This window comes from Candidatus Reidiella endopervernicosa (assembly GCF_013343005.1).
In the GTDB taxonomy this organism is placed as follows: Bacteria; Pseudomonadota; Gammaproteobacteria.
The window spans coordinates 1,371,313-1,389,248 of record NZ_CP054491.1 but is presented as its reverse complement, the minus strand read 5'-3'; the positions used below and the strand labels follow the sequence as shown (position 1 = coordinate 1,389,248).

Here is a 17,936-nt window from a genome sequence, read left to right as displayed (position 1 = left end):
GCCCACATGATTGTTGATCTACTACAAACCAACCTAGCGTTACTTCTCTCCTGCACTGCACTCTTTGGTCTAATCATCGGCAGCTTCCTCAATGTGGTAATCCATCGACTACCAATTATGATGGAACGCGATTGGCGTGCTCAGTGTGAAGAATTTCTAAACGACAATGAGACGACTGAGAACACAGCCTTCAACCTTTTAGCACCCGGCTCTCGTTGTCCAAAATGCGAGCACTCAATCACTGCACTTGAGAACATCCCGCTCGCCAGTTACCTCTGGTTGAAGGGAAGATGCTCAGAATGTGGCACCCCTATCTCTCCCCGTTATCCGATTATCGAACTTGTCACCGCCATACTATCAGTCACGGTTGTCTGGCATTTTGGATTCACCATCCAGGCAGCCGCTGCACTCGCACTTACCTGGGCATTGATCACCCTTTCAATGATCGATTTCGACCAGCAGCTTCTTCCCGACTCCATCACCCTCCCCTTTCTCTGGTTGGGCCTGATCCTAAGTCTTTTCGGTGTATTCGTAGATAGTCACACCAGCATCATTGGCGCGCTTGCTGGATACCTATCACTCTGGGCTATTTTTCACCTGTTCAGACTACTTACCGGCAAGGAGGGTATGGGCTACGGCGATTTCAAACTACTCGCTCTCTTTGGAGCCTGGTTAGGTTGGCAACTGCTGCCAGTCGTCATCCTGCTCTCATCTCTGGTAGGCGCTGTGGTTGGTATTTCACTCATCGTGCTGCGAGGCCACGACCGAAATATCCCGATACCTTTTGGCCCCTATCTAGCCGCTGCTGGCTGGATTGCCATGCTCTGGGGTCAAGATCTAACGCAGGCCTACCTGGCATGGGCCACCTAGCCATCAATACCCGATGTATGTAGTTGCGTTAACAGGAGGCATTGGCAGCGGCAAATCTACTGTAGCGGAGCTGATTGCAGCCCATGGCATCACAGTCATTGATGCCGATGTAATTGCACGCCATGTGGTTGAACCAGGCATGCCAGCTCTGGAGCAAATCACACATACATTCGGTCACGATCTACTGCAAGCCGATGGCTCACTTGATCGAGCCGCACTGCGACAAACAGCTTTTTCCAACGACAAACAACGACTGCGTCTGGAGGCCATTCTCCACCCACTCATCCGTGGTGAGATCATGACTTCGATCGCAGCCAGCCAGTCACCTTACACCCTGCTGGTTATCCCACTGCTGTTCGAATCGGGTGGTTACACCTTCGTAGATGCCACCATTGTCGTTGACTGTCCCGAACAGTTACAGCTACAACGCACCACAGAACGCGATAAGGTCTCAGAGTCCGATGCTCGAAAAATCATGGCGAGTCAGTGGTCGCGCCAAGATCGTCTAGAAGCGGCTGACCACATCATCCACAATAACGACGACATAAATTCACTGTGGGAGCAGGTGGACACGCTCCACCAACAACTACTCGAAACCGCAGCAGACACCACATAGATTCACAGATTCAATTTGCCACACTCGCGACACTGGAGGAGAATATAGCTCCAAACAGAATCTGGAAATCTACCTAGATTAAGCGCATGCAAGACAGGGTAATCTACGAGCAGCCACTCAATGAAAGAGTGCGCACCTTTATGCGGCTGGAGTTTCTCTTCAGGCAGTGCCGCCACTACCTGCGTGGTGACTCGGTTTGGAACAGTCGTGCCGCACTAACTACCCTGCTCGACATCCTCAACATCATCAGCGGAAAAACCGACCTTAAAACCGAGATCCTTAAGGAGCTGGAGCGTCATACCAGCTACCTTGCCGATCTCGAAGAGAATCCAGATGTAGATCGCGAGCGACTTGAGGATATTCTTGATGATCTCGACAATCTGATCGACAAACTCCACGATGTAAGCGGCCAGATTGGCCAGTCACTAAAGGGTCATGAGTTCCTGAGTAACATTCGTCAACGCAGTACGATACCTGGCGGCAGCTGCGATTTTGACATTCCCGCTTACCACTACTGGCTGGAACAGCCCGCCAAGCGTCGCATGAGCGACCTGAAATCATGGCTCGACGAGCTGGTTATCGTGGAGCAGTCACTCGACCTGATTATGCATCTCATCCGTCATAGCACACTGCCCAAGAAACTTGAGGCGGAGAGCGGCTTTTTTCAGGCAACACTCGACTCAAACAATCCTTGCCAGTTGGTCCGCGTCGCCCTGCCACGTAGCTCGACCCTCTTCCCAGAGATCAGTGGCGGCAAGCATCGCATCACCATCCGCTTTATGGAACAGCCCGAGATGGAAGGGCGTCCGGTACAGAGCAAACAGAGCGTCGCCTTTGAGCTGACATGCTGTGCGATTTAACCGCTGGAGTCTCGCAAAATGAGTAAACCCTTGACCGTCTCCTGCCCAACTTGCGGAAAGGCCGTCGACTTCACACCAAAATCCACCTGGCGCCCCTTCTGTAGTGAGCGCTGTCGACTTATAGATCTGGGTGAGTGGTTCGCTGAGGAGCACAACATACCCGGCGATGAACTGCCTCCTCGACACCCTGATGACGACGAGCCATCTGGGTACTAATTAGCAGCCCAGAAGGCGCTGATGGCCGCTACACCCTGCGCACCGCACCGATACGCCTCTGATACCATCTCACCACTCATTCCACCCAGTGCGTAAACTGGCATAGGCTGATCGTTGACCATTGCCGCAAAACGCTGCCAACCAATTGGCTTTACGTCCGGGTGTGAAACCGTCTTTTGGACCGGAGAGAGCACGGCAAAATCAACATCGATTGCTGCCGCGTGCGCAAGCTGCTCGGCCGAGTGACACGATGCAGCGACGTAATAATCGTTATCGAGTGGCCGACTCTGCAGCGACAGCAGGCGTTGGCTATCGAGGTGAACCCCATCGGCACCCACCGCCTCAACCATCTCCGGCGTCGCATTCAGTAACAACTTCGCACCAATCGAGCGTGTTTTCTCTAAGGCGGCGTTAGCCAGCTCCAGATAGGCCTTCTGGTCAAGCCGTTTAGCACGCAGCTGCACCAAACGGATACCTTGATCGAGTGCCCCCTGAAGGTAGAGGAGAAATCGCTCTGAGTTGTCTGCAGGCTCACCGGTAATCAGATAGTGTGGAGGCAGCTCAAGCGCACTCACTATCGGGCGATTAGCCGCAGGAAACTCGATTTCACGGAGCTTTGCAATCGGTTGCCATTCGATGGGCTGTTCTTCACGACCAGAAGCCTCGCCCTGATACTCATCCACCCGCCAGACATGCAGCACAACTGTGCGATCGGCATAATCGAAAGGAACCGAAATCAGCCGTCTGTAGCGGCATGGGATGATACCGAGCTCTTCATCAAGTTCGCGAACCAGCGCGGCCTGCTCACTCTCTCCCGCCTCGATCTTTCCACCAGGAAACTCCCACAGCCCACCTTGGTGCAGGTGTTTGTGACGCAACGCAAGCAACACCCGCTCTTCACGATCGATAATCGCAGCGACAACAATATTAATTGGGGCAGTGGAGGAGATGACAGTCACCCGTGACGCCAGAGGAGTATCGCCTCAGGTCCGGTACTCGGCGTTGATTTTGACATACTCGTGCGAGAGATCGCTGGTCCAGACAGTCGCTGCTGCATGGCCACGCGCAAGTGCAACGTTAATGGTGATCTCTTCACGATCCATTACAACCTGACCGGCTGACTCCTGATACTCTTCGACACGACATCCAGCCCGCACGATGCAGACCTCATCAAGATGGATCGTTACCGCCTCAAGATCCAGAGAATCGACGCCGGCACGACCAACGGCGGCCAGAATACGCCCCCAGTTTGGATCGGAAGCAAAAAAGGCTGTTTTAACCAGTGGTGAGTGGGCGATCGTATAGGCAACCTGACGACACTCTTCTACGCTCTCCCCAGCCGTCACCTCAACGGTAATAAATTTTGTTGCGCCCTCACCATCACGAATAATCGCCTGGGCCAGCTCCTGACAGACCTCTATCAGCGCCTCTCGCAATTCAGCGTAGCCAACACTCATCTCACTCTCAATCTTGGCAATACGGCTGGCAGCCGTCGCAACCAGTACGCAGGCATCATTGGTCGAAGTATCACCATCGACCGTGATTGCGTTAAATGAGTTTGCAACGGCCTCTTCGAGCAACTGTTGTAGCAACTCACTTTCAACGGCTGCATCGGTCGCCACGTAGGCGAGCATGGTGGCCATATCGGGTCGAATCATGCCGGATCCCTTAGAGATACCGGTTACGGTAATCTCACCACCATCAATTGATACACGGCGACTACTCCCCTTGGCCATGGTATCGGTGGTCAAGATCCCGTGCGCAGCGTCACCCCAGGCGGTAAGCTCAAGTGCAGCGGCGGCGACTGGAATTGCTGCAATGATCTTTTCAGCTGGGAGTGGCTCGCCAATTACGCCGGTTGAAAAAGGGAGCACTGTCTCCGCAGCCACCCCCATCTGCTCAGCAACGGCCCTACAGCAACGTTGCGCATCTGCAATTCCCTGTGCGCCGGTGCCCGCATTGGCATTGCCGGTATTGATCAATAGGTAACGTGGAGTAACGTGGGCCAGATGTTGTTTGGCGATGGTAACGGGGGCTGCACAGAAAGCGTTACGAGTGAAAACGGCAGCACAACTGGCACTCTCTGGGAGCTCCATCAGCACCACGTCTCGACGCCCAGGCGTCTTGATGCCGGCCGAGGTGGTACCGAGCCTAAACCCAGCAACAGGGTGCATCTCTGCGATAGGTTTCAGACCGACTGCCATACTCAACGATCCACTTAACTAAGCTGACCGTGGCACTGCTTATACTTCTTGCCTGAACCGCAGGGACACGGCTCATTACGTCCGACCTTTCGCCCCTCACGGGTAAAGGGAGCCGCAGGAGAACCATCGCGCTCTGCCTCAGGCTCTGCAGGCGCTTCCTCACCACCCAACGCAGAAGCGTCGGCGTGCTGATAGGTCATTGGCACAGTACTACGACGCTGCTCCTCAACCGCCTCGACATCCTCCTCGGTGCGAACCACAACGCGCGCCAGAACACTCGCGACCTCAATCTTGATGCGGTCGAGCATCTCGCTAAACATCTCGAATGCTTCGCGCTTGTACTCCTGCTTGGGATTCTTCTGCGCATAGCCACGCAGGTGAATGCCCTGACGCAGGTAGTCCATCGCAGCGAGGTGCTCCTTCCAGTGCGAATCGAGCACCTTAAGCATCACCTCACGCTCAAAATTTCGCATCACACTGGGGGTCGCCAGGACCTCCTTCTCGGCATAGATTCGCTCCATCTCCGCATGGATACGCTTGCGCAGTGTCTCTGCGTGAAGCGTCTCATCCTCTTCAAGCCAACTCGAAACCTCGAGCTTGAGACCGAACTGCGTATCGAGTCCCTCTTCCAGTCCCGACACATCCCACTGCTCCTCGAGGCTCTGAGGTGGAATGTAGGTATCAATCGTCGTCTCGGTCACATCATCCAGAATATCGGTGATCGTCTCCTTGATATCCTCATCGGCGAGTAGCTCATTGCGCTGCTCATAGATCACCTTGCGCTGATCGTTGGCCACATCATCATACTCAAGCAGCTGCTTACGAATATCGAAGTTGTGCGCCTCTACTTTACGCTGTGCATTCTCGATTGCCTTGGTTACCCACGGATGTTCGATCGCCTCACCATCCTCCATGCCGAGCTTGCCCATCAGTGAGCCGACCTTGCCAGAGGCAAAGATACGCAGCAGGCTATCTTCGAGAGAGAGGTAGAAACGACTCGAGCCCGGATCACCCTGACGACCAGCACGACCACGCAGCTGGTTATCGATACGACGTGACTCATGACGCTCAGTACCGACTATATGCAGACCACCCGCCTCCAGCACCTTCTGGTGAGTCGCCTTCCACTCCTCGCGCATCTGCTCCCTGTCGCTCTCAGAGGCATCTTCACCGAGGCCCTCCAGGGCTACATCAAGATTGCCGCCGAGCACGATATCGGTACCACGGCCCGCCATGTTGGTAGCAATAGTCACCGAACCCGGACGCCCCGCCTGCGCCACAATCTCAGCCTCGCGCGCATGCTGCTTGGCGTTTAGCACCTCGTGTTTGACCTTGTTATCGCTCAGCAGCTTTGCGATCAGCTCCGAGACCTCGATTGAGGCAGTACCAACCAGCACTGGTTGTCCACGCTGCTGGCAGTCACGAATATCATCCAGAATGGCTTGATACTTCTCATCGCCAGTCATATAGATCTTGTCGCCCATATCGTCACGAACCATCGCCTGATTGGTCGGAATAACCACCGTCTCAAGGCCGTAGATCTGCTGGAACTCAAACGCCTCGGTATCGGCGGTACCGGTCATACCGGACAGCTTGTTGTAGAGACGGAAGTAGTTCTGAAAGGTGATCGAAGCGAGGGTCTGATTCTCGTACTGAATCGCTACACCCTCTTTCGCCTCAACCGCCTGATGCAGACCATCGGACCAACGACGCCCCGCCAGGGTACGACCGGTAAATTCATCGACAATCACCACCTGATTATCCTGAACGATGTAGTCAACATCACGCTGGAAGAGATTATGCGCACGCAGCCCGGCGGTGAAATGATGCATCAATGTCAGGTTAGCGGCATCGTAGAGGCTCTGCCCCTCGGCCAGCAGCCCAGACTCGCTCAGCAGCTCCTCAACACGCTGGTGACCATCCTCGGTGAGATGGATCTGACGACCTTTCTCATCGATGCTGAAGTCACCCTCGCCATCCTCTTCCTCCTGCTTCACCAGTTTTGGCACCAGCTCGTTGATCCGCTTGTAGAGCTCAGAGCTATCCTCAGCGGGACCGGAGATAATCAATGGAGTACGCGCCTCATCAATCAGGATCGAATCGACTTCATCGACCACAGCGAAATTCACCTCGCGCTGGACCTTCTCAGCCAGACTGAAAGCCATGTTGTCACGCAGGTAGTCAAAACCGAACTCGTTATTGGTGCCGTAACTGATATCGGCCGCATAGGCGTCGCGTTTCTCCGTCTGCTCCAGACCCGGCACTACGATTCCAACACTCAGTCCGAGGAACTCATAGAGCAGACGCATCCAGTTCGCATCACGCTTGGCCAAGTAGTCATTGACCGTGACGATATGCACACCCTTGCCCGAGAGGGCATTGAGGTAGGCGGGAAGGGTCGCCATCAGGGTCTTACCCTCACCGGTGCGCATCTCAGAGATCTTGCCCTGATGTAGCACCATGCCACCGATCAGCTGCACATCGAAGTGGCGCATACCCATCACACGACGACTCGCCTCACGAACGACCGCAAAGGCCTCATTCAACAGGTTATCCAGCGTCTCTCCGTCTTCGATGCGACGCTTAAAATCTGTGGTCTTGGCCTGTAACTCCTCATCGGAGAGCCCTTGCAGCCCCTCCTCCAGTGCCGTGATTTGCGCAACACTCTTGCGCATGCGCTTAACCAAGCGCTCATTGCGACTACCAAAAATCTTCCTGAACAGACTGCTGACCATTAGAGATAATTCCCGATTACCCGATTATTAAGAGCGGAATGATAGCGTAACTTGACGCTAAATCGCAGCGGCGATTGCCCATCGGTAATCCAATTGAGATGAATGAGAAGAAGCCGCCCTAACGGGCAGCCTTGATGTATTTAGATGGGTCGACTTCACGACCGTTGCGCAGCACTTCAAAATGGACATGAGGTCCGGTGGAACGGCCACTTGAACCCATTAAGGCGATGACCTGACCCTGATCGACACTATCACCCGCTTCGACCAGGTTCTCCTTGCTGTGACCATAGCGGGTCACGTAGCCCCCACCGTGATTAATTTCGACCATCTGACCATAACCCGACCGCTTGCCCGACCAGGTTACAACACCGGAAGCAACTGCAACCACGTTGGAGCCCATCTTACCCGCAAAATCGAGCCCTTTATGACGCTCTTGCTTGCCCGTGAAGGGGTCGGTGCGCTTACCAAAGCGAGATGAGAGCCAACCCTTCTCGATCGGCCGCCCCGCAGGGAAGACCTCCTTTTGTAGAGAGCGGCTCATCAACAGTGACTCCATCACGGTGAGCTGCTGTTCACGATCATCGATCTGCTGTTCAAGTTCGCTCAGCAGTTGAATGAAATCAGCAGAGGCGAGTGACTCCCCTTTCGCGGAGGGGGAAAATGGACCGCCTAATGCAGGTGGCGCCTCAAAGTCGAACTCCCCTTCATCGAGATTCGCAATTTTGGTCAGACGTTTGCCCAGTGCATTGAGTCGAATCACCTGAGCCTGAGCATCACCGAGCTTGATCGCCAGTGCATCCATATGCTCAGACATGGAGGTACGTAGCGCCTCGAGCTCCTGCTGCTGACGTGACACATCACTGCGCCACTCCTCTGAGACGGTTGAAACAGCAACCTTGCTATCCGTCGGCTGTCCCGCCCAGTAGCCTACGTAGAGCAGTGAGGAGCTAAACAACAGCAACAGAGAGAACAGCCCCAGCAGAACCCAGGGTGAGGTAAGCGTGATGACGCAGGCCTTGCGACAAGCGTTTGAATTTATGACAACGTTCATTTCGGCATCAAAACCTGAATCGATTACAATGAGTTGAAATTCGCAATGGAGCCTTCGCAGAGATCATGCCGGGCAAATCGACAAAACCGCTCTACCATCTACTCCGAGGCGTACTGCCTGATCGGGTCATTGCGCATGGCACACTACTGGCCAATTTTGAGCAGTTCATCGTCGAGCAACTTCCTGAACCGCTCAATGCACACTGTCGTGTCGCCAACCTGCGAAACGGTAATCTGATCCTCTATACCGATTCACCCGCCTGGTCGACCAAGCTTCGTTATTTGCTTCCAGCAATCAAACAGGCATTTGAGTCGCACTTTAAAACCGAGCTCAAGAACCTTTCGATCGAGGTCAAACCTGCACGACAAGCGCAAGCCCCACACCAGGGTCGGACAAAAATCTCACAAGCCAGCGCCGAACATCTGCGCCAATCTGCCGCTGCAACACCCTACGAACCACTAAAAGCCGCACTCGTACGGCTCTCACGTCATCCTAAGAGGGATTAACTCAGGTCGCTTGAACCGGCTTAATAAAGGAGATTGGTGCGCACTCGACATCTTCGAAGGTCACCTCTTCCCAGGCGCTTTCGTCTGCCATCAACGCTTTTAACAGCGTGTTATTCAACTCGTGTCCCGATTTGTGTCCACTGAAGGCACCAATCAGACTGCGACCTAGTAGATAGAGATCACCGATCGCATCAAGAATTTTGTGTTTTACGAACTCATCTTCGTAACGAAGACCATCTTCATTCAACACGCGGAAATCATCGACGACTATTGCATTGTCCTGACTACCACCGAGCGCCAGCTTGCGCTCACGCAGCTGCTCGATGTCACGCATAAATCCAAAGGTGCGCGCACGACTCACCTCTTTCACAAATGATGTGGTAGAGAAATCGATCAGCGCCTGCTGATTCTCTTCGTGGAAGAGCGGATGATCAAAATCGATACTAAACGAGACCTTAAAGCCTTCAAATGGTTCGAACGCCGCCCATTTTCCGTTATCTTCGACCTTGATTGGTTTTTTGATACGGATAAAACGTTTCGCGGCTGCCTGCTCTTCAATACCAGCAGACTGAATCAGGAAGACAAATGGTCCAGCACTGCCGTCCATAATCGGTACTTCAGGGGCACTGAGATCGACATAAGCATTATCGATACCCAGACCTGCCATCGCTGAGAGCAGATGTTCGATGGTTGAGATTCTTGCACCATCCTTAATCAGGGTAGTCGAAAGTTGTGTATCGCCAACATTCTCTGGACTCGCCTTGATCTCCATCGGCTCGTCGAGATCGACGCGTCTGAAGATAATGCCGGTATCTGGCGCAGCGGGTCGCAGCGTCAGATAAACCTTCTCTCCGGTGTGAAGACCCACACCTGTGGCGTGGATAACGTTCTTCAAAGTCCGTTGTTTTATCATTATCGAGCTACATCCCCATCCAGTATGAGTGCACATACGATCTCAAATTTGCCGTCATGCTAACACAGGCAAATCCCTCTGCAAAGTGCAGACACTTTACAGAAAAACACTCAAGTCACTGATCTCCCAAGGTTTCCACACCTCAGCGAACCAGCATTATTAGTCCGCCTGCTTTCTCAGGAAAGCGGGGATATCGAGGATATCAAGATCGTCCAGAGCAGCAGACTCGAGGCCATCACCGACCGCCTTTTGACGGATCGCCGTTGGACGCTCAAGCTCACGGTAGTCGATCTCACCATCAGCACGTTTCTCAACAAGCTTGACAGCAGGAGTCTCAGGTAGCGCCTCTTCCTTCATCCTCTCCTGACCGATACCAGTAGCAACCACGGTGACGCGCAGCTCACCGGTCAGCTCAGGATCGATTACGGTACCCACCACAACAGTCGCATCGTCTGAGGCAAGCTCACGAATCGTGCTACCCACATCCTCAAACTCTCCGATTGAAAGATCGAGACCCGCCGTTACATTTACCAGGATTCCGTTTGCACCAGAGAGATTTACATCCTCAAGCAGCGGACTGGATATTGCCGCTTCTGCCGCTTCACGCGCACGATTCTCACCAGAACCGGTGCCAGAGCCCATCATCGCCATACCCTTCTCTGACATCACAGTACGAACGTCAGCAAAGTCGACGTTGATCAGGCCCGGACGAGTAATCAGTTCGGCAATACCCTGCACCGCATTCTGCAGCACGTTGTTGGCCTCTTTAAATGCATCCAGAAGAGAGGCGCCCTTACCGAGTACCTGCAACAGTTTCTCATTCGGAATGGTAATCAATGAGTCGACATTCTGGCTCAACTCCTCAATACCGTCATTTGCGATCTGTAGGCGCTTACCACCCTCGAACGGGAACGGCTTGGTGACAACCGCAACGGTCAGAATTCCCATCTCCTTAGCGATCTCTGCAACAACCGGCGCACCACCGGTTCCGGTACCACCACCCATACCGGCGGTAATAAAGAGCATATCCGCACCTTCAATTACCTCCTGGATTCTTTCACGATCATCCATCGCCGCCTGACGACCAATATTGGGGTTTGCCCCGGCACCCAGCCCCTTGGTGATGTCATTACCCAGCTGCAACAACGTGCGTGCCGAGGCGTTACGTAGCGCCTGTGAATCGGTATTTGCACAAATGAAATCAACGCCCTCGATATCAGCCTCAAGCATGTGCTGTACCGCGTTGCCACCACCACCGCCAACACCAACAACCTTAATTACCGCGTTTTGCGAATAGGCATCCATTAATTCAAACATTTGCTCCACTCCTCTCCAGAAATTTGATTACTTACACTGTTCATTAATTCGATTTGAGCCCTACAGGCTCCCTTGAAACCACGATCTCATCCGCGACCAGACTCCCTTGAGCCCGGCACCACCTGACGTTTCCGCTACTTTCGATCCACGATTTTTCTTACCAAATAACAGCAGGCCAACGCCTGTTGCATGAATAGGATTGCGCACCACATCAACCAGGCCGCGCACATGCTGTGGCAGACCGAGTCTGACCGGCATATGGAAAATCTCTTCAGCGAGATCGACGACCCCCTCCATCTTCGAAGTACCACCCGTCAGCACTACACCGGCGGCAATCAGATCTTCAAATCCGCTACGTCGCAGCTCGGCATGCACCAGTGAAAGCAGCTCTTCGTAACGCGGCTCAACCACCTCGGCCAAAGTCTGACGAGCCAGTCGACGCGGTGGACGGTCACCGACACTCGGCACCTCAATCGTCTCATCGGCATTGGCCAGCTGAGTCAGTGCACAGGCGTATTTGATCTTTATCTCTTCGGCATACTGATAGGGAGTTCGCATCGCCACTGCGATGTCATTGGTCACCTGATCACCGGCAATCGGAATCACTGCAGTGTGGCGAATCGCCCCCTCGGTAAAGATGGCGATATCGGTGGTACCACCACCGATATCGACCAGACAGACACCCAGCTCTTTTTCATCATCACTGAGCACCGAGTAACTCGATGCGAGCTGTTCAAGAATAATGTCATCAACCTCAAGGCCGCAGCGACGTACGCACTTGATAATGTTCTGCGCTGCACTCACTGCACCGGTGACAAGATGTACCTTCGCCTCCAGGCGTACACCCGACATGCCGACCGGCTCTTTAATCCCTTCCTGGTTATCGATGATGAACTCCTGCGGCAGTACATGCAGGATCTTCTGATCGGCAGGGATAGCTACCGCACGCGCCGCATCGATCACTCGATCCACATCGCTATGGGCCACCTCACGATCCTTGATCGCGACAATGCCGTGAGAGTTAAGGCTACGAACATGGCTACCGGCGATACCTGCATAGACCGAATGAATCTGACAACCAGCCATCAGCTCCGCCTCCTCCACGGCACGCTGAATCGACTGCACCGTCGATTCGATGTTAATCACCACACCCTTCTTCAGACCGCGCGAGGGGTGTGAACCGATACCGATAATATCGATCTCCCCTTCTCCGCTAACCTCACCGACGATCGCAACCACCTTAGAGGTTCCGATATCCAGTCCGACAATCAGGTTCTGTTCACTCTTCTTCGACATTCTTATCCCTCGCTTTTTGGTGCGCCGGTTGGTGACTTCCAGCTCACTGCAAAGCCGTTGCTATAACGAAGATCGACACTTTTTACCCCTGCATCCTGTCCTGCCATCAGGCTGGGGTAGACACTGAGAAAGCGCTGCAATCTCCTTTCCGGGTCGGTACGACCCAATTCAAATTCGATTCCATTCTCTACTTCCAGATGCCATGAACGGCGCTGATCCAGTTCCAGCCTCTTCAGTGGCAACCCCACTGTGGTCAGAGGCGGCACTACTGCTGCGTACATCTCTGCCAACTTCTTCTCCAGACCGCGCGGCCCTTCAAGTCGTACCAGCCCCTGCGGCATCTCACTGCGTGACGGGGTAAAGATCTCACCACGTCGATTAAGCAGAGAACCCTTACCCCACTGCGCAAGTGGCTGCTGTTCGCTCACCTGCACCCAGAGCTTGTCGGGCCAGACCCTGCGTACTGAAACTCGATCAACCCACGCCAGCTCTCCAATCGCGCGTTGGATCGCGCTCACATCGAGATTAAAAAATCCAACGCCCACATAGGGCTGCGCCACCAACGCAATCTGTTGCTGGTTGAGAAAGACAAAAGCCCCCTTCTCAACCACCACCCGCTCAATCGGAAAACGCTCCGCATCGTGTAGCAGGGTGTAGACCCAGGCCATCGGCCCGAGCAGAATCGCCACGCTCACCGCCAGCCCCAGATAACGCGGATTGATCCAGCGACGCTTCTGTTTTGGCTCAATACGCCGATTGCTCTTCTTTTTGCTCTTACGAAGCGCCCTCATTGCACGACTCCGTCAAAGCTCGTATCCAGGATTCGCAGTACCAGTTTTTCAAAATTGATACCCGCTTCGGTCGCAGCCATCGGTACCAGACTGTGGTCAGTCATACCCGGCACCGTGTTGACCTCAATCAGCCAGAATGCGCCCTGCTCATCACGCATAAAATCGACTCGACCCCAACCCTCTGCACCGGCCGCATTGAACGCCGCAAGTGCCAGAGCGCGTAGCTGCTGCTCATCCTCACTATCCAGACCACAGGGACAGTGGTAGCTCGTATCATCGGCCTGATACTTCGCTTTGTAGTCGTAGAATGCGTGCGGTGTCTCGAGCCGAATCGGCGGCAGCGTCTCTCCGCCAAGTAGCGCCACCGTATACTCGCCGCCGCTGATCCATTGCTCAGCAAAAACCATCTCATCAAAGACAACCGCCGCATTAAACGCTGCCTCAAGATCCTCAACGCGTTCAACCCGACTCATACCGATGCTTGAACCCTCACGCCCCGGTTTAACCATCAGCGGCAGACCGAGTTGCGCCACCACCGCTGCCGCATCAAAGCCGCTACGCAGCTGCAAAAATTTTGGTGTTGGCAGATCACTGCCTGTCCAGAGTTTTTTGCAACGCAGCTTATCCATACCCAATGCCGAACCGAGTACACCGCTACCGGTATAGGGAAGATCCAGCAGCTCCAGCGCTCCCTGCACTACACCGTCCTCTCCCATGCGCCCATGCAGCACGATGAAGACACGATCAAAACCTGCTTCAGCCAGCTCAGCCAACATTCCGGCACGAAAATCGACACCCTGTGCATCGACACCCTGTGACTGCAGTGCCGCCAACACCGCACCACCGCTATTCAGCGACACCTCGCGCTCAGCCGAGTCACCGCCCATCAGCACCGCGACCTTGCCGTAGTCAGCAGGGGTATGTTGTGTGCTACTGCTCATCGCCCCCTCCTGTCGGCTCACCGATGATGTGGACCTCTTGCTCAAGCTCAACGCCATGGATTGCGTGAACCCGCCTGGCAACCAGCTCAATCAGTGACTCAATATCGGCTGCGGTGGCACCGCCATTGTTGATAATGAAGTTGGCGTGTTTCTCCGAGACCGAGGCAGCCCCGATACTCAACCCTTTCAACCCTGCGCTATCGATCAGACGCGCCGCATGATCACCCTCGGGATTACGGAACACCGAACCGCAGCTCGGCAGACCGATCGGCTGCGCGCCGCTGCGCTGCTCAAGCAGCTCGCGAATACGCTGCGTGTTGACCTCAACATCGCCCACCTCAAGCCGCAGTGTCGCCGCCGCAAACCACTCGTCGGCAGGCCCCTCAACGGAGCGATAGGCCACCTTGAACTCTTCGGGGCTATGACGATGCAACTCTCCGTGACGATCAACCGTCTCGATCTCGATCAGCAGCGACCATGTCTCACCTCCGAAGGCCCCGGCATTCATCGCCAGAGCACCACCGAAGGTGCCGGGAATACCTGCCAGAAACTCTGCCCCGGTCAACCCCGCACGAGAACAGAAGCGTGCGAGCTTGGCGCAGGAGATACCCGCCTCTGCACGAATGGTCTCGGCCGTGCACTGCTCAGCGTGATCAATAACACCCTTGGTCATGATTGCTGTGCCTCTGAGACCACCATCACGCACCAGCAGATTGCTACCAAGACCAATCCAGTAAAGCGCCTCACCAGCAGGTAGTGACTGCAGGAAAGCACACAGATCTTCAATGTCCGCAGGACGATAGAGGCGTTCGGCAGGACCACCGACGCGCCACGAGGTGTGGCGCGACATCGACTCGTTGAGCAGCAGCTCGCCGCGCAGCCCATTATCGAGTGCCGCCGCCATCATCGCTTGCCTCCGACACTGCGACGCTTCATCACCGTAGTAACCCGCATCATGCGTGGTTTGTCTGAACCACACTGCTGCGCCTTGCGCAGACGCTGTAGTGCACTGTGGTGGCAGACCAGTGGTTCGCCACAACCCAGATGGAGTTGATAACGCATCTTCATGCTGCACCTCCCTGTACCGCCGCATCGCTGGCCGGTTCCGCATCGGCTGCCAACTGCTGCGCAACCACACCGATATTGCCCGCTCCCTGCACCAGCAGAATGTCACCACCACGGGCCACACTGGCGACCAGCTCAGCGATCTCGCTCGGCCGCTCAACAAAAACCGGATCGACCTTGCCGCGGGCACGGATTGCACGCGCCAGGGCACGACCATCGGCTCCGGCAATTGGTGTCTCTCCGGCCGAGTAGACCTCGGTCAGAATCACCGCGTCACACTCGGAGAGCACCTGGGCAAAATCATCGAGCAGGTCGCGGGTACGGCTATAGCGATGCGGCTGGAAGGCCATCACCAGACGGCGCTCGGGCCAACCATCTCGAATCGCCTGCACCGTAGCGGCCAGCTCACGCGGGTGGTGGCCGTAGTCATCAACCAGCAGCGCTCGGCCCGACTCAAGTGGCAGCTCACCGCGCACCTGGAAGCGCCGTCCGATACCCTCAAAGCGTGCCAGACCCTGCTGAATCGACTCATCGTCGACACCCAGCTCAACCGCCACGGCAATCGCGGCCAGCGCATTAAGCATGTTGTGTCGCCCAGGTAGACTCAGGGTGATCGCCAATGGCGCTTCGCGACCCGGCAACATCACCTCAAAGTGGGTATTAACCCCCTGCTGCGAGATATTCATCGCCCGCACATCGGCATCTTCAGCAGTACCGTAGGTGAGCAGTGGACGGGTAATACGCGGCAGCAGTTCGCGCACCTCATCATCATCTATACAGACCACTGCCAGACCGTAGAACGGCAGGTGATGAAGGAACTCAATAAAACTGTCACGCAAGCGATCGAAGTCCCCGCCGTAGGTCGAGAGGTGATCGGCATCGACGTTGGTCACCACTGCCAACATAGGCTGCAGGAACAGGAAGGAGGCGTCGCTCTCATCCGCTTCGGCCACCAGGTAACGGCCAGCACCGAGACGCGCGTTGGTCCCAGCACTGTTGAGCTTGCCACCGATGACGAAGGTCGGATCGAGGCCACCCTCACCGAGCAGTGAGGCGATCAGGCTGGTGGTGGTCGTCTTGCCGTGGGTACCGGCCACGGCGATGCCGTAACGGAAACGCATCAGTTCAGCGAGCATCTCTGCACGCGGTACCACCGGGATACGCCGCTCCTGTGCAGCCACCACTTCAGGATTATCACTGGTCACCGCACTGGAGATCACCACCACATCGGCATCGGCGACATTCTCCGCCTGATGGCCAAAGACGATCTCTGCACCGAGCGAGCTGAGTCGTTCGGTCATCGCATTCTGTTGCAGATCGGAACCGGTCACCTTGTAGCCAAGATTGAGCAGCACCTCGGCGATACCCCCCATACCCGCACCACCGATGCCAATCAGATGGATCGAACGCATACGGCCCATTGGATTGAGCATCTCACCCTGCTGCATATGACCACTCATGCGGCATCTCCTGTACGACAGAACTGCAGACACTCAGTTGCGACCACTGATGTCGCATCCGGCATCGCCCTGGCACGCGCCATATTTGCCATCTCCACCAGACGAGCACGATCACTGATCAGTCCGCGCACCATCTCAGCAAACATCTCCGGTTCGATGTCGCGCTGCTGCAGCAGCAGTGCGGCACCTGCATCGGAGAGGTAACGGGCATTGGCGCTCTGGTGATCATCAACGGCATAGGGGAACGGCACCAGGATGCTAGCGACACCAGCTGCGGCCAGCTCGGCCACGGTCAGCGCACCGGCGCGGCAGATCACCAGATCGGCCCAACCGTATGCCCCTGCCATGTCAGCGATGAAGGGAAGCACTTCCGCATCAACACCGGCAGATTGGTACGCTTGTTTAGCCTCTTCATGTTTTCCGCCACCCGCCTGATGGCGAACCACGGGACGCTCCGATTCGTTAAGTAACGCCAGTGCGGCGGGCAGTTGCTCATTGAGCGCCTGTGCACCGAGACTGCCACCCAGCACCAGTAGCCGTACCGGACCTGTATGCTCTGCCATACGAACATTTGGTGCCTCGAGCGCTGCAATATCGGCACGCACCGGATTACCGGTATGTATCGGTTTGCGTGAAACGGGGAAGCTGCCAGGGAAGGCCTGCATCAATCTGGTTGCGATGCGCGAGAGCAGACGATTGGTCAATCCAGCGATAGCGTTCTGTTCATGTACCAGCAGAGGTTTACCCATCAGCCTTGCCGCCACACCGCCGGGGCCGGTAACAAAGCCCCCCAACCCCAGAACCGCATCGGGACGCACCTTGCGCAGAATCGCGATAGAGCGCAGCAGCGCCTTGAGCAGGACAAACGGTGCTGCAATAAGACGTCTGATACCGGTACCACGCAGCCCCTGTACCTCAACTGCCTCGAGTGGGAAACCGGCCTCGGGCACCACACGCGACTCAAGACCGTGTGGGGTGCCCATCCAGACCACCTCAACCTGCTCGTCGCGCAGACGCTCAGCCACCGCCAGCGCCGGAAAGACGTGTCCACCAGTGCCACCAGCCATCACCAGTACCGTCCCCCTGCGGCTCATG

General features: G+C 55.4%; 18 protein-coding genes. 5 read left to right on the top strand and 13 right to left on the bottom strand.

Going from position 1 to position 17,936, the window contains the following annotated elements:
- Positions 1 to 6: 6 nt before the first annotated feature.
- The 4 genes from HUE57_RS07885 (at position 7) to yacG (ending at position 2,562) form a co-directional block, all read left to right on the top strand.
- On the top strand, positions 7 to 870 hold the full coding sequence (locus HUE57_RS07885; protein ID WP_078482457.1) for a prepilin peptidase: 864 nt from the start codon (positions 7 to 9) through the stop codon (positions 868 to 870).
- Between the two features lie 13 nt (positions 871 to 883).
- Positions 884 to 1,486: a dephospho-CoA kinase gene (gene coaE, locus HUE57_RS07880; RefSeq protein ID WP_078482458.1), complete on the top strand. Its 603-nt coding sequence runs from the start codon at positions 884 to 886 to the stop codon at positions 1,484 to 1,486.
- Between the two features lie 86 nt (positions 1,487 to 1,572).
- Complete coding sequence (zapD, locus tag HUE57_RS07875) at positions 1,573 to 2,346, top strand: cell division protein ZapD (RefSeq protein WP_078482459.1); 774 nt, start codon at positions 1,573 to 1,575, stop codon at positions 2,344 to 2,346.
- 18 nt (positions 2,347 to 2,364) lie between these two features.
- Positions 2,365 to 2,562, top strand: coding sequence for a DNA gyrase inhibitor YacG (gene yacG, locus HUE57_RS07870; RefSeq protein ID WP_078482460.1), 198 nt, complete (start codon positions 2,365 to 2,367; stop codon positions 2,560 to 2,562).
- On the opposite strand, the gene HUE57_RS07865 is transcribed toward yacG, so the two are convergent.
- The 4 genes from HUE57_RS07865 to HUE57_RS07850 all read right to left on the bottom strand — a co-directional run bounded on the left by HUE57_RS07865 (position 2,559) and on the right by HUE57_RS07850 (position 8,552).
- Positions 2,559 to 3,521, bottom strand: coding sequence for a Nudix family hydrolase (locus HUE57_RS07865; protein WP_236725611.1), 963 nt, complete (start codon positions 3,519 to 3,521; stop codon positions 2,559 to 2,561). The genes yacG and HUE57_RS07865 overlap by 4 nt on opposite strands.
- A 24-nt stretch (positions 3,522 to 3,545) precedes the next feature.
- Entirely contained in the window at positions 3,546 to 4,766 is a 1,221-nt protein-coding gene (gene argJ, locus HUE57_RS07860) for a bifunctional glutamate N-acetyltransferase/amino-acid acetyltransferase ArgJ (protein ID WP_078482461.1), read from the bottom strand.
- A 14-nt stretch (positions 4,767 to 4,780) separates the two neighbouring features.
- Positions 4,781 to 7,501: a preprotein translocase subunit SecA gene (secA, locus tag HUE57_RS07855; RefSeq protein ID WP_078482462.1), complete on the bottom strand. Its 2,721-nt coding sequence runs from the start codon at positions 7,499 to 7,501 to the stop codon at positions 4,781 to 4,783.
- Positions 7,502 to 7,619: 118 nt separating this feature from the next.
- Positions 7,620 to 8,552 (bottom strand): M23 family metallopeptidase, encoded by a 933-nt coding sequence (locus HUE57_RS07850; RefSeq protein WP_078482463.1) that lies wholly within the window; start codon positions 8,550 to 8,552, stop codon positions 7,620 to 7,622.
- A 65-nt stretch (positions 8,553 to 8,617) separates the two neighbouring features.
- Here HUE57_RS07850 and HUE57_RS07845 point away from each other — a divergent pair, with 65 nt between their 5' ends.
- Complete coding sequence (locus tag HUE57_RS07845) at positions 8,618 to 9,058, top strand: DUF721 domain-containing protein (RefSeq protein ID WP_078482464.1); 441 nt, start codon at positions 8,618 to 8,620, stop codon at positions 9,056 to 9,058.
- A 1-nt stretch (position 9,059) separates the two neighbouring features.
- Here HUE57_RS07845 and lpxC read toward each other — a convergent pair whose 3' ends face one another.
- The 9 genes from lpxC to murG all read right to left on the bottom strand — a co-directional run bounded on the left by lpxC (position 9,060) and on the right by murG (position 17,935).
- On the bottom strand, positions 9,060 to 9,971 hold the full coding sequence (gene lpxC / locus HUE57_RS07840) for a UDP-3-O-acyl-N-acetylglucosamine deacetylase (protein WP_078482465.1): 912 nt from the start codon (positions 9,969 to 9,971) through the stop codon (positions 9,060 to 9,062).
- Positions 9,972 to 10,130: 159 nt separating this feature from the next.
- Positions 10,131 to 11,288 carry a cell division protein FtsZ gene (gene ftsZ / locus HUE57_RS07835; RefSeq protein WP_078482466.1) on the bottom strand — a complete coding sequence of 386 codons (1,158 nt, stop codon included), beginning with the start codon at positions 11,286 to 11,288 and terminating at the stop codon, positions 10,131 to 10,133.
- 60 nt (positions 11,289 to 11,348) lie between these two features.
- Positions 11,349 to 12,584, bottom strand: coding sequence for a cell division protein FtsA (gene ftsA / locus HUE57_RS07830; protein WP_078482467.1), 1,236 nt, complete (start codon positions 12,582 to 12,584; stop codon positions 11,349 to 11,351).
- A gap of 2 nt (positions 12,585 to 12,586) precedes the next feature.
- The gene (locus tag HUE57_RS07825) at positions 12,587 to 13,375 is read right to left on the bottom strand and encodes a cell division protein FtsQ/DivIB (protein WP_078482468.1); all 789 of its coding nucleotides are present in this window, start codon (positions 13,373 to 13,375) and stop codon (positions 12,587 to 12,589) included.
- Entirely contained in the window at positions 13,372 to 14,316 is a 945-nt protein-coding gene (locus HUE57_RS07820) for a D-alanine--D-alanine ligase (protein ID WP_078482469.1), read from the bottom strand. The genes HUE57_RS07825 and HUE57_RS07820 overlap by 4 nt, the downstream gene beginning before the upstream one ends.
- A complete protein-coding gene (gene murB, locus HUE57_RS07815; RefSeq protein WP_078482470.1) occupies positions 14,306 to 15,220 on the bottom strand; it encodes a UDP-N-acetylmuramate dehydrogenase in 915 nt (304 codons plus the stop codon). Before murB ends, HUE57_RS07820 begins: the two co-directional genes overlap by 11 nt.
- Positions 15,220 to 15,384, bottom strand: a complete 165-nt coding sequence (locus HUE57_RS07810; RefSeq protein ID WP_172840074.1) for a hypothetical protein — start codon at positions 15,382 to 15,384, stop codon at positions 15,220 to 15,222. The genes murB and HUE57_RS07810 overlap by 1 nt, the downstream gene beginning before the upstream one ends.
- On the bottom strand, positions 15,381 to 16,841 hold the full coding sequence (gene murC, locus HUE57_RS07805) for a UDP-N-acetylmuramate--L-alanine ligase (protein ID WP_172840075.1): 1,461 nt from the start codon (positions 16,839 to 16,841) through the stop codon (positions 15,381 to 15,383). The genes HUE57_RS07810 and murC overlap by 4 nt, the downstream gene beginning before the upstream one ends.
- Positions 16,838 to 17,935, bottom strand: a complete 1,098-nt coding sequence (gene murG / locus HUE57_RS07800) for an undecaprenyldiphospho-muramoylpentapeptide beta-N-acetylglucosaminyltransferase (protein ID WP_078482471.1) — start codon at positions 17,933 to 17,935, stop codon at positions 16,838 to 16,840. Before murG ends, murC begins: the two co-directional genes overlap by 4 nt.
- Position 17,936 lies beyond the last annotated feature (1 nt).

Coding starts and splice junctions, on each gene's coding strand:
- yacG (WP_078482460.1), top strand. CDS start 2,365: ATGAGTAAACCCTTGACCGTCTCCTGCCCAACTTGCGGAAAGGCCGTC.
- ftsA (WP_078482467.1), bottom strand. CDS start 12,584: ATGTCGAAGAAGAGTGAACAGAACCTGATTGTCGGACTGGATATCGGA.
- murG (WP_078482471.1), bottom strand. CDS start 17,935: ATGAGCCGCAGGGGGACGGTACTGGTGATGGCTGGTGGCACTGGTGGA.
- murC (WP_172840075.1), bottom strand. CDS start 16,841: ATGAGTGGTCATATGCAGCAGGGTGAGATGCTCAATCCAATGGGCCGT.
- lpxC (WP_078482465.1), bottom strand. CDS start 9,971: ATGATAAAACAACGGACTTTGAAGAACGTTATCCACGCCACAGGTGTG.
- HUE57_RS07850 (WP_078482463.1), bottom strand. CDS start 8,552: ATGAACGTTGTCATAAATTCAAACGCTTGTCGCAAGGCCTGCGTCATC.
- secA (WP_078482462.1), bottom strand. CDS start 7,501: ATGGTCAGCAGTCTGTTCAGGAAGATTTTTGGTAGTCGCAATGAGCGC.
- HUE57_RS07845 (WP_078482464.1), top strand. CDS start 8,618: ATGCCGGGCAAATCGACAAAACCGCTCTACCATCTACTCCGAGGCGTA.
- coaE (WP_078482458.1), top strand. CDS start 884: ATGTATGTAGTTGCGTTAACAGGAGGCATTGGCAGCGGCAAATCTACT.
- ftsZ (WP_078482466.1), bottom strand. CDS start 11,288: ATGTTTGAATTAATGGATGCCTATTCGCAAAACGCGGTAATTAAGGTT.
- argJ (WP_078482461.1), bottom strand. CDS start 4,766: ATGGCAGTCGGTCTGAAACCTATCGCAGAGATGCACCCTGTTGCTGGG.
- zapD (WP_078482459.1), top strand. CDS start 1,573: ATGCAAGACAGGGTAATCTACGAGCAGCCACTCAATGAAAGAGTGCGC.
- HUE57_RS07820 (WP_078482469.1), bottom strand. CDS start 14,316: ATGAGCAGTAGCACACAACATACCCCTGCTGACTACGGCAAGGTCGCG.
- HUE57_RS07885 (WP_078482457.1), top strand. CDS start 7: ATGATTGTTGATCTACTACAAACCAACCTAGCGTTACTTCTCTCCTGC.
- HUE57_RS07810 (WP_172840074.1), bottom strand. CDS start 15,384: ATGAAGATGCGTTATCAACTCCATCTGGGTTGTGGCGAACCACTGGTC.
- murB (WP_078482470.1), bottom strand. CDS start 15,220: ATGGCGGCGGCACTCGATAATGGGCTGCGCGGCGAGCTGCTGCTCAAC.
- HUE57_RS07825 (WP_078482468.1), bottom strand. CDS start 13,375: ATGAGGGCGCTTCGTAAGAGCAAAAAGAAGAGCAATCGGCGTATTGAG.